Source organism: Verrucomicrobiia bacterium, assembly GCA_023953615.1.
Taxonomy (GTDB): domain Bacteria; phylum Verrucomicrobiota; class Verrucomicrobiia; order Limisphaerales; family JADLHS01; genus JADLHS01.
The window spans coordinates 1,052,640-1,066,152 of record JAMLJH010000002.1; the positions used below are offsets into that span (position 1 = coordinate 1,052,640).

Here is a 13,513-nt window from a genome sequence, read left to right on the forward strand (position 1 = left end):
TTCATTTTACGGCGGAAACGTAGATGACCTGTGTGCCGCCTTTTTTGACGAGCGTTCCCTCGACCGTGACGGTTTCGGCCATTTTATCAATCAACACATCCTTGCCCGGCTGATGGTCTTTGATGCCCATCATCACATAGATTTCGCCTTTTTCGGTGAGCAGACCGATGGGATTTCCCGCCTTGGCGCACGCCGTCCCGCATTTTTTGTGCTCCGCACCGTGGTCGCCGCCTTCGAGGTAACACCATAAGTCAACAACCTCGCCTTTGACCGTGATGGCGTCGCCTTTCGGATCGGCGAACGTGGGAGTGACGCCCAACAGAAACAGCGGCAAAGCCGCTATCGCTACACGAATGATTTTCATTTTGTTCCTTTCATTTATCTCCGGGCATCCCGAAGAAATTGTTTTGGTTACTTGCTTTGCGTGGCGAGCGCGGCTTTCAGCGCCGCCGCCAAATCGGCCGTCTTGCCTCTGCCCCAATAATGCAGAAAGAGAATGCGCGGGTTCTCGTGCGTCATGTGACTGTGAATCGCCACGATGTTGATCCCGTCATGGCGAAGCGATTTCAACACCTGCTGCAATTCGTCTTCCAACACGGCGAAATCGCCATCCACGAGCGCATTGTCGTCCGCGCCCGCAAACGCCGCCCAGGTGTTCACGCCCATTTCCTTGGTCATTTCGCAGCCACACGGCATTTTCGTTGTGCGTCCGATGACGATTTTGAACATGCCGTTGTTCGCCTGCCCCTTGACGCCGAGCAGGTCTTCGATGGTTTTGCCGGTAATGGAATTCGTGGCGGGCATAGCCGCACCGCCGAAGCTTTTCCCTGGCTGCGAATTCACCGCGCGGATTTCCTTCACCTTGTCCCACATTTTGCGAACAGCGGCGGCGAGCTTGTCTGCCTCGCCCATGCCGCTGATGTGCATGAAATAAACCTTCGGCTCGTCATAAAAGAAATGGTTGTGCAGGGCGGTGACGGAAAGACCGTTGTCCAAGGCGACGCTCATCACGGGATTCACCTCGTCCTGAAACAGCACCGTGTCGCCCATCACCATCACGTCGTCGGTCTTTTGTTCCGTGAACGCGGCCCATGAAGCCAGCCCCATAAACGGCGGCATCGTCCAACCGTCCACGGCGATTTTTACGTCGTTACGCGGCGAAGTGACTTTGAAGACTCCTTCGTTGGTGTTGAGCGTGCCTTTGACACCCGTGAGTTGTTCGATTTTGGCGGTGTCGAGACCTGCGCCGTGACAACACAAATTGACGGCAGCAAGTGCAAACAGAATGGCTTTTTTCATGGTGACTGTTTTGATAAAGGGTTTGGTCGTGATTTTTTCAAGAGGTGACGCGGATATTCGCGAACGCAACCGTGCCGGTGTGAACCTGGAGTCCGATGAAGCCGGAGTCGGGGTCTTCGCTCTTTTTCTTGCCGCGAAATTGCTCGCTTGCCGCAGCGGTGAAAACCGTGGCGGGCTGGCCGTTGAGTTTCACTTCGTATGTGCGGTCGGTCACTTTGATCTCGTAGGAGTGCCAAACGCCGGAAGCGAGACGCTGATTGTTCGTGTAGTTCTGCTGGCCAACCGCTGTGCCCTGGGTTTTGATTTTGTAAATCGCCCCCGTGCGGTTGAAGAACAAGCCGTCAGCTTCGTTCTTCCGCGTGTCGCCGCGCGCTTCTTCATCAATCTGGATTTCGTAGCCGGTATCCACCGCGACCGTGGCGAGGTTTCCGGGCACGTCCGGTCCGGGTGTTCCAGGCAACACCGGCTTGCGCGGATCACGGAAGCGAACGAAGACACCGGAGTTGTCGTTGAAACCGCCGCGCGGATGCGGCAGGCAGAAATCGAGGCGCAGCGTGAAGTTATTGAATTGCTTCCCGGTGTAGTAGAGCAGGCCGATGCCATTGCCAGGTTGAGCGATCAATGAGCGGCCCGCGATGACAAAGCGATTGCCTCCTCCCGGCATCTCGGCCAGCTTCGCGCGCTAGATTTGGGAATCGCCATCGGTTCGGCGGCGAAGACGGCGAGCCTCAACAACATTGATATGCGCTGCCAGACGCGAATCGCCGCCGCCGCGAGACACTTGAAAGTCATTCAAGCTGATCTTGCCGTAGCTGTGTCCATGAGCGTGAGTCACAAGAACATTTTCTTCGACAAGAAGATGCCGGAGATAAAGTTCCCCGCGTGAGCGGTTGGCGCAACATCGGGGAGTTTCTCGCACTGCGGCGGAATACGTCGCTGATGCTCGTCGCCCTCGTCCTGGCTGGCACGGGCGAAAGACTTTGGCTTGGCTTCGCACCCAAATACATCGAAACGCTCGGTGGCGGAATTCTCATTATCGGCTTGTTCGACGCGCTGCAAACTTTCCTTGGCGCGATCTACGCCTATCCTGGCGGCTGGCTCACCGACCATTGGGGACAGCGCCGTTCACTGTTGTTGTTCAGCGTGATTTCCGTGGCGGGCTACATTCTGGTTTTGCTCTGGCCACACTGGCTAGCGCTGTTGCTCGGCTCGTTTCTATTTCTGGCATGGAGCGCTTTATCACTGCCCGCGACATTTTCAGTCGTCGCCACGTCGCTTGAAAAACATCAGCACACGATGGGCATCGGCGTGCAATCCATGATTCGTCGTGTGCCGATGATGCTCGGCCCGCTCATCGGCGGCTTGTTGCTCACGCGCTACGGCTGGACGGACGGCGTGCGTTACGCACTCGCGCTCTGCATCGCGATGAGCCTGTTGACGGCGGCGTTTCAATGGCTCATGTTCGAGCCGCATGGAAAATCCGCAGCGCCGGGCTACATTCCACCTGACGCGGGGGGTTCATTCCTCGGCGTCGTCAAATCTTTCACGCCTGCGTTGCGCGAACTTCTCGTGAGCGACATCCTCATCCGCTTCTGCGAACGGATTCCGTATGCGTTCGTGATTTTGTGGGCGATGGATTCCGGCGGCGTGACGGCGCAACAATTTGGTTATCTCATCACGTTTGAAATGGTCACGGCAATGCTCTGCTACATTCCTGTCGCGCATCTCGCCGACAAATACGGTCGCCGTCCATTCGTGCTGGCGACGTTCATTTTCTTCACACTGTTTCCGTTGTCGCTGCTGTGGGCGCACAATTTCGCGTGGTTGGCACTGGCGTTCGTCGTGCGCGGGCTGAAGGAATTTGGTGAACCTGCGCGCAAGGCACTCATCATCGGCGAGGCCACGCCCGAACTTCGCGCGCGGACATACGGCGCGTATTATCTTATCCGCGATTGCTTCGTAACGAGTGGTTCATTTCTCGGCGCGTGGCTGTGGCACATCAGCCCGCAAGCGAATTTCCTCGGTGCGGCGGTTTGCGGCGCGCTCGGCACAATCTGGTTTTGGTGGTTCATCTACCGAAGGAATGAAGTAACGCGGATAGGTCCAGAATTGCAAAAGTCGGTCAAAGTGTAGCCTCCTTTTTTCAGGAAGCCGTTACCGGCTAGGAGAAAAAATAGCCAAGGGAGCGAAGCGATGAGTGGTTGGGATTACCGATGACTATGTGATCGAGGACTTCGATTTTGAGAAGTTGCCCGGCTCGGATGAGGTCGCGGGTGATTTTGATGTCAGCTTCCGAAGGAGTTGATTCACCGCTCGGATGATTGTGCGCGATGATGATTGCAGCGGCACTCGCCATGATGGCTAAACGGAACACCTCCCTGGGATGACAGAGAATTGTATCCATCGTTCCAATGGACACCAGATAGTGGCCCTTGATGCGCCGACGTGTGTTGAGGATGAACACCACCAAACATTCACATTCAGAATTGAAGTAAGGATGTGTCGCGATATGCGTTTTCCAATAGGCGGCTGCCTGATCCGGTGTTTCGCACTGTTGCATGGTGTCGGGTGTAGGACATTCCCGAAGTGATACGATTTTCCATTCCTGCGGTTGAGACGGGAATTTGATCGGCTTGACGATGGTGTTCGTGGGTTGCGGAGTGATTGCGGGGCATCCGGTGGAGATGAGGTTTTCCGTTGTGTTCATGTTTTGCGTTTCGTTCTGAAGGAGCGGGACTGCTCTCTTCACCGCACCGGGAGAGCAGCCCCGCTCCTGACGAAACGCACCCGTCTGCGCCCGCGCCGCCGGGCAGCGGAGCATCAGCAACGAAGTGACAGCGGACGAAAGGATGTTTCGTCCGCTGGCGCGAGGTTGCGCGGAGCAACCAGAGGCGCGGGTGCAGACGGGATGAACACAGCGGATAACCTCATCGGCGGATGCCCGCTGCGTTGGCAAGCAAACACCGATGGCGAATGCCATTTAGCCCTGATAAACAGGGCATTTTTTACAAAAAGAAGTGCCAGTGAAAGTGCCAGTGAACAGGTGATAAATGAGTAATTGGCGAGTAGTTGATTGGCATCGAGTGCGTGATGCCGAGTGCTTGACAGATGTGCTAAAACGCCTGATTCTATTGGCGTTCGTTAGTTATGAGGCTGTTCGCCTCTGGTGGTGGGGCGGTAATCGCGGAGTAGTGAGTTTCGGAAAAACTCCCTGCATCTGTTCGATTCCGACCTCCGCCTCCAATTCCAAACAACTTTTGGACAAGGAGTTACAAATCTCACAGCCCTCAAGTGCCAGCAAAAGTGCCAGCAGATTTGTGACTCGGAATTACTCAACAACAACTCCGCGATCACCCCGGCACGACTTGCTGAAACGCAATTGGCCGTGCGTTTGGTGTCATTGAGACACCTGCCCTTCGTCCTCGCTTGGCAGGCTCGAACAAAAAATTCGAGCCATGAAAAACCGATTTCGCCTCTACCGCCGCAAGAAGGGCGGCATGTTCTACGCCCACGATTCCGAAACTGGCAAACAGGAGAGCCTCGGAACAAAAGACCGCGCCGAAGCGACCACTCTGCTCAACGCCCGCAACGAATCGTTTCGCCAGCCTCAACTCAATCTCCACATTGCCAAAGCCTACCTGGCGGGGACGGATTCCGGCGTCTCCACGCGGACCTGGCAGGACGCCCTGAACGCGATCATTGAAAACAAGGAGGGTTCGACCAAAGATCGCTGGGTTCGGGCGGCAAAGGAGCCGGCGCTCGACTTGATTCGCGGGAAGGTCATCCTTGAAACCCAAGCCGAGCAACTGCTCGCCTGCCTCAAGGCTGGCACGGTCAGCACCAACGTCCATTTGCGCAAGCTCCACAACTTCTGCCTCGCGATGAACTGGCTGCCGTGGCCGATCATTCCGAAGCGACTCTGGCCGGAAGTCCGCTTTCAACCCAAGCGCGCCATCACGCTGGAGGAACATCAGCGGATCATTGAGCGAGAGAAGAACCCCGAGCGACAGAGCTTCTACGAACTCTGCTGGCATCTGGGCGGCTCGCAAACGGACATCGCCAACCTCAAGGCCGAGGACGTTGACTGGCCCAACCGGACCATTCCATAATCAGTAGTAGTGGCCTTTGGTCTTGGCGATGAGTTCACGAACAGAGCGGTCGCCAGTGATGTCATCGCCGGGGCGACCGCGAGCGGAGCGAGGGGGAAGGCCAGAACCAGCGATGATGATCGCGCCGGCGCTGCCCTGGCCGGCGGCAGTCGAGAGCGTGCTCAGGATCGCCGCCATGCCGGTTGCACCCACGGTGGCGAGGGGCAGCCCGGTGGTGGAGGCGACGGCCGCCGCACCCGCCGTGGTGGCAGCGGTCTGGAGAAAACTGCCGACTGCACCAGAAATGAGCTGGCCGCCTGCGAGCGTGCCGTAGCTGATAACCTTCTGGATGACGACCGGTGCAGAAATGGTACTGAACACGATCCAAAAGGCCACGACCGCCACTCCAAACGTGGCTTGCAGGGAATAGAGCGTGGCGGTTGGGTCAATGAATTTGAAAGCCGGGTCGGTCATGAAATCGAGAATGCCCTGGGTGATGAGCGCCGCGACGGCCCAGCCGAGCGGCCAGAGCAGCACGCCAACGATGTGCATCAGGTAGCGGCTGCCGATCGACCGCAGCGGGCGAATGGCCATAAAGCCAATCATTAGGGGCGAGAGCGCGTAGGCGGTGAACAGGATGAACTTCTGAATGATGTAGGCCCAGAACAGCAGCAGCGACGCGAACTGACCAAAGAGCCAGAGAAAGCCAGAGATGAGAAGTTCAACGGTAAAACTGTTGAGGTCGCTCAAAATATCCCACCAAGAACGGTCAGTCCCGGTATCACGCTTGATGATGAGCAACTGATTGTATTGGTCTTGAACGTTCGACGGATCAACGCCCAAGCCGTCGAGAATGGAGGTTTGCAGGAGTTGTTGGGCCTGATTGCCCCATTGCGGCAGCATTACCAGCAGGGCGGTCAACACGAACAAGCGCACGATGTGCAAGATGAGCGTCTTTCCGTTGAAGCCGTGGACGACCAAAAGGATCGTCCCGACGATGAACAACATGAACGCCACGATGCGCAGCAATTCGTGCAGTTCGACGCACTTTTGCAGGAACGTCGGGAAGAGTTGTTCAAAGGTTGCCATAGTCGGGACGATTTGAGGGGGCGGTTACTGGGTTGGGAATGCGGTGGGCGCATTCACCAGGCGGAAGGTCTGCCCGTATTTCTGCACCGCCTCGGTGAACTCGGCGTGCTGTTGCTCTTTCTTCGCCTCGATCTGGCGCTGCGCCTCGTTGCGATTGGCCACGTCCTGAACCAGCGCCGACGCGGTGGCCTGATTGATTTCGTAGTCCGTGTTGTTGAGCGCTGACGACAGGCCGATGAGAACGCCGGTCAACTTCTGCACCTCCGCGTCGGTGGTGGCGTTCTTGAGCGCTGTAGTGGTCCGGGCAATTTCCTCCTTCAGCGCAACACGCCTGGCGGTGGCGTCTGTAGTGACAGACAAAAAGTTGTCCGTCGTCTTCTGCACGGCCGCGACCGGCAGATACGGCGATTCGCGGCGGGTGACGGTTGCTCCGTTCGGAGTGGTAAACGTCGTGCCGATGCTGCTGAACAGGCCGTTGGCGTCATAGAGCATGGCCTGGCCCGCATCCGCAGCCCCTTCGAGCGCCGTGAGCGTCTGGCCGAGTTCAGTCTTCCGCAAATCGGTGACCAGCGGTTGAACCGTTGTGAGAAGGACGGCTTTGGGATCGCCGAACAGGCTCTCGTAGTGCTTGAACTCGTTCAGTTGGTCGTTGAGCGTCTGGATCTGCTGGACCTGGTTTTGAATGACCTTCACGAATTGCGCGATTTCCTGCGCGGTGTTCATGATGGATTGCATCTGCGCGGTGGGGTCAAAGACCACCCATTGCGCGCGGGCCGATACCGTGACGCCGAGCGTCACGAGGGTGAGTGCGATGAGTCTCTTCATGGTGTGCCTTTCGTTGTCGTTTGCTGGACGGCGGCGACACGCCGCCAATCACGAGAGAGGGTTTACCACGGAGGAAGGAAGGTGCGGTGTATCACCTGCACCACGTGCAGCGAAGTCCGTATGGCGGAAACCGAGACCGACACGAAAAGGTCCAGCAAGGGCTGCGCATTGGGAAACCGGTAGCCAACAGGTCAACTCAACACACGACTAATAATGCGTGCCTTGCTCGACCTAGTCCCGGTATTGCGCGCCACGTTGGCCTTTGGGGAATCGGCGGCGTGCGCAGCAGTGTTGTAGGCGATGATGCGGTCCTCCACGTCTCTCTTGTTCGGTAGGCAGTGGTTTTCCCAGGACGTGAAGTAGCTAAGCATCGCGCAGCCATACCAGCCAAGCATCGCCGCATTTCTTGACCTGGATCAAATCGCACGCGTCCGATCCAGTCCATATTGTGAACGTGTATTCACAATACGTAACGGGATGAGAGCGAGAAAGACCAACACCGAAATCCGTCGGGAACAGATCGCGCAGGCGGCTTTGGGCGTCGTGGAGCAACACGGCTTGCGCGGCTTGAATGTCGCGCGCGTCGCCAAGGCCGTCGGCGTGGTGGCGTCGGGCCTTTATCGGCATTACCCGGGCAAGGACGCCGTGTTGGACACAGTGCTCAATCTGATTGCCGCCCGCATGGAAGCCAACGTTGCGCACGCGCGGTCGAACAGCGGCAGCGCGTTGGACCGGCTTCACGGATTGCTGGTGCGCCACGTGGAACTCGTCCGCCGCAATTCCGCCATCCCGCGCGTGGTGTTCTCCGAGGAGCTGCTTCATGGCCGCGCCGCGCATCGCCGCCGGATGTTTGGCATCATTCGCGGTTACTTGCGGCAGGTGGAGGAACTCATTCGCGAGGGCCAGCGGGAGGGGTGCATCCGCGCCGGAGTCGATCCCGAACCGGCGTCCATCTTGTTCCTTGGGCTGATCCAACCGTCGGTGGTTCTTTGGGCCATGAGCGACGGTGCGTTCGACCTTGGAGCGAATGCCGAGGCTGGCTGGAAACTATTTGTCGAGGCTGTCGGTTGAACGGCAAGGCCTCGCATCGACATGCAACCAAACACAAGAAAAGGACAACAAAGGAAAAATGAAAACTAACATGAGCCGACTCCTCGCCCTTGGAATCGTGTCTGCCGCCTGGCTGCTGGCCGCCGACCCGGCCTTTGCCCATTGCGACACGCTGGACGGACCGGTGGTCGCCGCGGCCAAAACCGCACTGGAGAAGAAGGACATCAGGCCCGTGCTGAAGTGGATAATATCCGAGCACGAGGCGGAGTTGATAACCGCCTTTGACCGGACGCTCACCGTGCGCACCCAAAGCAAAGAGGCGCGCGACCTCGCTGACCAGTTCTTTTTCGAAACGCTGGTTCGCGTGCATCGCGAAGGCGAGGGCGCGCCCTACACCGGACTCAAGCCGGCCGGCACGAAGCTCGACCCGGCGGTCGAAGCCGCCGACCAGGCGCTGGACAGTGGCAAAGCCGACGCACTGATCAAGACCGTGACCGAAGAAGCCGCCGCCGGCATCCGCCAGCGATTCGCTGACGCGACCGAGAAGAAGAAGCACGCCGAGCACAACGTTGAAGCCGGACGCGAGTTCGTCGCCGCCTACGTTGAGTTCGTCCACTACGTCGAGGCGCTGCACACGACCGCGACCCGGTCAGCGCAGCCACACGGGCACGCCGAAGCCGCCGGTCACCCGCCAAAGACCCCGCCCGCGCACAACCACTGAAACCAAGACAACACGCCATGAATGCTTCCGGTTTCTCTGCCACGCTTGGCAAGTCAGCCAAGTGGCTGGTTCTCGTTCTCATCGCGGTCGTCGTGGTTTACCGGATGAAGTTCGCGGCCGTGCCCGTGCAGATGTTTGAGATGAAACCGGGCGTCGTCACCGGCGAAGTCATGGGCACGGGCACGCTCGAAGCGCGGATCAAAACCACGATTAGCCCACGCCTACAGGAACGATTGGCCGAGGTGCTGGTGGACCAGAACGATTTCGTCAAAGCCGGGCAACTGCTCGCGCGGCTGGATGACGGCGAGCTGAAGCGGCAAGTCGAAGTCGCTGCCGCCTCCCTGGCCAGCGCCAAGGCAACCGCTGAGCGTGTGCGGGTGGACGAAGCGCGCGCCCAGGCGGTGGAACAACAGGGGAGGCAGGAGCATAAACGCGTCTCGCAGTTGCTCGAGACCCAGGTTAGTTCGCAGGCGGAACTGGACAAGGCGGTCGAACAACTGCGCGTCGCGGAAGCGGACTTGAAGCGTGCCCGCGCCGCCACGGTGGAGGCCGAACACCAGGTGATCACAGCGGATAAGAACCTCGCCTACCAAACAGAGCGCTTCAGCTTCACGCGGATTGTCAGCCCCTACGATGGCCTGATCACCCGGCGCGACCGTGATGCCGGCGGGGTGGTCGTGCCGGGAAGTTCCCTGCTGCAGATCGTCTCAACCAACGAACTTTGGGTGGCGGCATGGGTGGACGAAACCGCAGCCACGGCGCTGGCCACCGGCCAGAACGCCCGCGTCGTATTCCGCTCCGAACCGGCACGCAATTATCCAGGCAAAGTCGTGCGGCTCGGACGCGAGACCGACCGCGAGACGCGCGAATTCCTCGTGGACGTGCGCGTGCGGGAGCTTCCACTGAATTGGACCATTGGCCAGCGAGCCGAAGTGTTCATTGAAACCGGGCGCAAGTCCGACGTGCTCGCGTTGCCACAACGTTTTCTTCAATGGCGACAGGCCAAACCCGGCGTGTTCGCCGCAACTTCCGGCAGGGCCGAGTGGCATGACGTGGCGCTTGGCCTGCGCGGGCGCGAGTCGGTGGAAATCACGCAAGGTCTGTTGGCCGGCGAAAAGGTGGTTGTGCCAGCCGATCCCAAACAGTCACCACTCAAGTCCGATCAGCGCGTAAAGGCAAAATGAACCTCGCCGCCAAGGACATTCGCCACAACCTCGGGCGCTTCGCGCTGACGGCTGTGGGCATCGGTCTGCTGCTGATGACCGTGCTGGGCATGAGCGGCATTTACCGGGGCATGATTGACGACGCGCTGGTGGTGGTGGACCGCATCGGCGCGGACTTGTGGGTGGTGCAACGCGGCACGCGCGGGCCGTTCGCCGAGATTTCCCGCGTGTCCGCCAATTTGGAACATCGATTGCGCGCCGTGCCGGGCGTGGCCGGCGCGCGGAGTTTTGTTTCACATAACGTCCAGCGCGAACACCGGGGACAACCGTTGCGCATGAATGTCCACGGCCTGGCGTGGCCAGAGGATAACGGCGCATGGGTGACGCTGACCGCCGGCCGGCCTTTGGGGCAGGCGCACTATGAAATGATTGCCGATGCCACCCTCGGGCTGGCGTTAGGCGAAAAGCTGGTCTTGGCCAAGGACACCTACACGGTGGTGGGGATCGCGAAAGGCATGGTCTCGTCCGGCGGGGACGGCATCGCTTTCCTCACCACGCAGGACGCACTGGCGATTCAATTTGATCTCTCCGGCGAAGCAATCCGGCTGGAGCGCGCGGCGCGCGTCCAACGGGCCGTCGGGCAAGACATCGGACAAGTCCAACCGCTGCTGCTCGAACGCGGCGCGGGCCTGGCCTCCGGCATTCCCGCGCTCGGCCCGCCGATGGTCAGCGCCATTACTGTGCGACTGGCGGACGGTGTCGATCCCGCCGAGGTCGCGGCCACCATCGCCGCCTGGCCAGACGTGTCGGTTCACACCCGCGATGGCCAGGAGCAACTGCTCGTGCATGGCATGATTGACAAAGCTCGGCGGCAGATCGGCCTGTTCCGCGCGCTGCTCGTCATCATTTCCACCATTATCATGGCGCTGATCCTCTACACGCTCACGCTCGACAAGATTCACGACATCGCGATGCTCAAACTGATGGGCGCGCGCAACGCGATGATTGCCGGGCTTATCCTGCAACAGGCGTTGTTGTTGGGCGCGCTGGGCTACAGCATCGCGTGGGCCGTGGGTGGCTGGGTGTTTCCCCGGTTTCCGCGCCGGGTATTGATCGCACCGGAAGATCTATGGGGACTGGCCGTGGTGGTCGCCTTCATTTCCGTGCTCGCCAGCCTGCTGGGCATTTGGAAGGCCATGCGGGTTGAGCCAAACAAAGTGTTGTCATGACCGCCGCTCCACATTCGCCTGCTGTCGAAGCTCTCGACCTCACGAAAATCTACGGCTCGGGCAACACCGAGGTCGTCGCGATGAAGGATATTTCGCTCCGGTTGGCCCGTGGCGAGGTCGTCGCCTTGCTTGGCCCGAGTGGAGCGGGCAAATCCACCTTTCTCACCGCCATCGGCCTGATCAATCCGCCCACCTCCGGACGCATCATTCTCGGAGGCGAACCCGTGATGGACGGTCCGCGAGCACTGGTGGATGTGCGCGCCTTTCGGCGGCGGCATCTGGGGTTCGTCTTCCAGAAGGCAAATCTCATCCCGTTTCTCAGCGCGGTTGAGAACGTCGCAGTGGCTTTGGAGATCAACAACACGCCGCCCCGGCCCGCCCGAAGCCGCGCCATGGAATTACTCGACTATCTCGGCGTGGCCGACCGCGCGAACAATTTGCCGGACGCGCTTTCGGGCGGACAACAACAACGCGTCGCCGTGGCCCGCGCGCTCGCCAACCAGCCCAGCCTGATTCTTGCCGACGAGCCAACAGCGGCCCTCGACAGCCATCGCGGGCGGCAAGTGATGGAATTGTTCCGCAAAGTCGCCCACGAACGCGGCTCGGCGGTCATCGTCGTCACGCACGACCATCGCTCGCTGGACGTGTTCGATCGGACCTACGAGATGGAAGACGGAGAGCTGCGTCCGGCGGCCAACCACCAGTGATCTAGCTGATGGAATCGCTGGTCATTCTGCTCGCGCACGAGGCTGAGGCCGTTGCCGGTCGCGATGTCTGTGGTGAGCGGCCCGAGCGTGTCGATCGGCGCTTCAGATTGAATGCTCAGTCGAACTATTCCTCGATACGAAGAAACTTGGTCGAAGGCTGAAATGTCACTCCGTCAATGCGCTGTTCGGGCAGTTGCACCGGGTAAAGGCGGACGCTGCCGACCTGGTTGCGCTGGCGCTGCATGGAGACGTAGAGCCAATACTGCTGCTTGACCGCGTCACTCTTCCCTTTGTCGTAGCCGGTGGCATAAGCCTTCTCGGCCTGCTTCCTGGCAGCGTAGTGGAGTGTCTCGCTGACGATGACGCCACCCGCCGCGCCAGCGGCGGTGATGAGCGGATCACCGTCGGAGAGTTCGTGGCCGAGATATGCGCCGCCCGCTCCGAGGGCCACGTCGCTGATGGGGCGTGTCGCTGAGCAACCGGCAATCAAGCCGGCGACCAGGGCGAGCAGGATGAGTCTGGATGCGTTGGTGATGAGTTTCGTTTTCATATCGGTCAGTGGTTTTTGGTGTTGCCGTCTTTGCGGCGGTTGGCGTGGAGAATGATTCCCTCAACGACACTGGGGCTCTGGCGAAGCTCGCGGGCGCGGCGGTCGAAATGTTCACCGCTCGAACTGGAGCAGTAGAGCATCTCGGGCGAGGCGACGTTGTGGACCGTGCCGCAGATGTTGCGCGCCGAGTCGGTGTGCAGGTATGTGAACGGCGAATACTTCTCGCCGGGCTGATGGTCGGGCAGCGGGTAGTTCATGATGGCGTGCTGCGTCACCTCGGGCAGCGCGATGTCCTTGCCCATGTCGTCCAGGTCGGCGCGGTCGTTCTGCCGCATGATGAAGAACTGGCGGCTGTTCCCGAAGACGGCGGAGCGGATGCGCGACTGCTTGAACCGCGCGTATTGCTGCACGATGGAGATGTTCCAGCAGTTGAATTTGCGAAGCCCGGCCACGTGTGCCGCTGCCGCCTTCGCGGACTCCTCCAGCTTCTTCTCAAGGTCGGGAGCATTCTCCAGGGGTATCTGAATGGTTTCCATCTCGCTCATTGAGCGCTTTTGGAACGCGAGAAGGCGACGGTGAGCGTTCTCAATGTCGGCAGAGTCCGCTTTCGCTTCACGAAGGGCATGAACCGCCTTCGCCATCCAGCCCGCTGCCCCCATATACGACGGCTGTGCGGCGTTTGCGAAACTCTCCGCCAGCTTGACGTAGGTATCGCAGTTACAATCCCTCAACGGGAAGGTGGTTGAGCCGCGATCCAATGGAAGAAAAAGGCGGTGAAGGAGTCTAGCAACG

The 13,513-nt window shown here is 59.6% G+C and carries 16 protein-coding genes and 1 pseudogene; 8 read left to right on the forward strand and 9 right to left on the reverse strand.

All coding sequences use genetic code 11. The annotated features are described in order from the left end of the window. Position 1 precedes the first annotated feature (1 nt). The 3 genes from M9920_14735 to M9920_14745 are packed head-to-tail and all read right to left on the reverse strand — an operon-like array spanning position 2 to position 1,963. Entirely contained in the window at positions 2-364 is a 363-nt protein-coding gene (locus M9920_14735) for a hypothetical protein (protein MCO5053536.1), read from the reverse strand. Positions 365-411: 47 nt separating this feature from the next. Further along, positions 412-1,299 (reverse strand): DUF1259 domain-containing protein, encoded by an 888-nt coding sequence (locus M9920_14740; GenBank protein MCO5053537.1) that lies wholly within the window; start codon positions 1,297-1,299, stop codon positions 412-414. 37 nt (positions 1,300-1,336) lie between these two features. Next, a complete protein-coding gene (locus M9920_14745; GenBank protein MCO5053538.1) occupies positions 1,337-1,963 on the reverse strand; it encodes a DUF1080 domain-containing protein in 627 nt (208 codons plus the stop codon). Between the two features lie 24 nt (positions 1,964-1,987). Here M9920_14745 and M9920_14750 point away from each other — a divergent pair, with 24 nt between their 5' ends. Continuing rightward, a complete protein-coding gene (locus M9920_14750) occupies positions 1,988-2,185 on the forward strand; it encodes a ferredoxin domain-containing protein (protein ID MCO5053539.1) in 198 nt (65 codons plus the stop codon). Next, entirely contained in the window at positions 2,182-3,432 is a 1,251-nt protein-coding gene (locus M9920_14755; protein MCO5053540.1) for an MFS transporter, read from the forward strand. The genes M9920_14750 and M9920_14755 overlap by 4 nt, the downstream gene beginning before the upstream one ends. Positions 3,433-3,460: 28 nt before the next feature. Here the strand turns inward: M9920_14755 and M9920_14760 are convergent, their stop codons facing one another. Continuing rightward, positions 3,461-4,006, reverse strand: coding sequence for a hypothetical protein (locus tag M9920_14760; GenBank protein ID MCO5053541.1), 546 nt, complete (start codon positions 4,004-4,006; stop codon positions 3,461-3,463). A gap of 748 nt (positions 4,007-4,754) precedes the next feature. Here M9920_14760 and M9920_14765 point away from each other — a divergent pair. Next, a complete protein-coding gene (locus tag M9920_14765) occupies positions 4,755-5,408 on the forward strand; it encodes a hypothetical protein (protein MCO5053542.1) in 654 nt (217 codons plus the stop codon). On the opposite strand, the gene M9920_14770 is transcribed toward M9920_14765, so the two are convergent. From M9920_14770 to M9920_14780, 3 genes and pseudogenes are all read right to left on the reverse strand, one after another. Beyond that, the gene (locus M9920_14770) at positions 5,409-6,476 is read right to left on the reverse strand and encodes a hypothetical protein (GenBank protein ID MCO5053543.1); all 1,068 of its coding nucleotides are present in this window, start codon (positions 6,474-6,476) and stop codon (positions 5,409-5,411) included. It lies immediately after the preceding gene. Positions 6,477-6,500: 24 nt separating this feature from the next. Then, the gene (locus M9920_14775) at positions 6,501-7,274 is read right to left on the reverse strand and encodes a DUF4141 domain-containing protein (protein ID MCO5053544.1); all 774 of its coding nucleotides are present in this window, start codon (positions 7,272-7,274) and stop codon (positions 6,501-6,503) included. 296 nt (positions 7,275-7,570) lie between these two features. Further along, positions 7,571-7,702 (reverse strand): annotated as a pseudogene (locus M9920_14780) (phosphomethylpyrimidine synthase ThiC). Between the two features lie 76 nt (positions 7,703-7,778). Here M9920_14780 and M9920_14785 point away from each other — a divergent pair. From M9920_14785 to M9920_14805, 5 genes are all read left to right on the forward strand, one after another. Next, positions 7,779-8,372 (forward strand): TetR family transcriptional regulator, encoded by a 594-nt coding sequence (locus M9920_14785; GenBank protein ID MCO5053545.1) that lies wholly within the window; start codon positions 7,779-7,781, stop codon positions 8,370-8,372. Positions 8,373-8,442: 70 nt separating this feature from the next. Next, positions 8,443-9,072, forward strand: a complete 630-nt coding sequence (locus tag M9920_14790; GenBank protein ID MCO5053546.1) for a DUF6448 family protein — start codon at positions 8,443-8,445, stop codon at positions 9,070-9,072. Positions 9,073-9,089: 17 nt separating this feature from the next. Beyond that, positions 9,090-10,256, forward strand: a complete 1,167-nt coding sequence (locus M9920_14795; GenBank protein MCO5053547.1) for an efflux RND transporter periplasmic adaptor subunit — start codon at positions 9,090-9,092, stop codon at positions 10,254-10,256. Continuing rightward, positions 10,253-11,464, forward strand: coding sequence for an ABC transporter permease (locus tag M9920_14800; protein MCO5053548.1), 1,212 nt, complete (start codon positions 10,253-10,255; stop codon positions 11,462-11,464). Before M9920_14795 ends, M9920_14800 begins: the two co-directional genes overlap by 4 nt. After that, on the forward strand, positions 11,461-12,171 hold the full coding sequence (locus tag M9920_14805; protein ID MCO5053549.1) for an ABC transporter ATP-binding protein: 711 nt from the start codon (positions 11,461-11,463) through the stop codon (positions 12,169-12,171). The genes M9920_14800 and M9920_14805 overlap by 4 nt, the downstream gene beginning before the upstream one ends. 124 nt (positions 12,172-12,295) lie before the next feature. Here the strand turns inward: M9920_14805 and M9920_14810 are convergent, their stop codons facing one another. Both M9920_14810 and M9920_14815 read right to left on the reverse strand, forming a co-directional pair. Beyond that, positions 12,296-12,721 carry a hypothetical protein gene (locus M9920_14810; GenBank protein ID MCO5053550.1) on the reverse strand — a complete coding sequence of 142 codons (426 nt, stop codon included), beginning with the start codon at positions 12,719-12,721 and terminating at the stop codon, positions 12,296-12,298. Between the two features lie 5 nt (positions 12,722-12,726). Beyond that, positions 12,727-13,479 carry a hypothetical protein gene (locus tag M9920_14815; GenBank protein ID MCO5053551.1) on the reverse strand — a complete coding sequence of 251 codons (753 nt, stop codon included), beginning with the start codon at positions 13,477-13,479 and terminating at the stop codon, positions 12,727-12,729. Positions 13,480-13,513 lie beyond the last annotated feature (34 nt).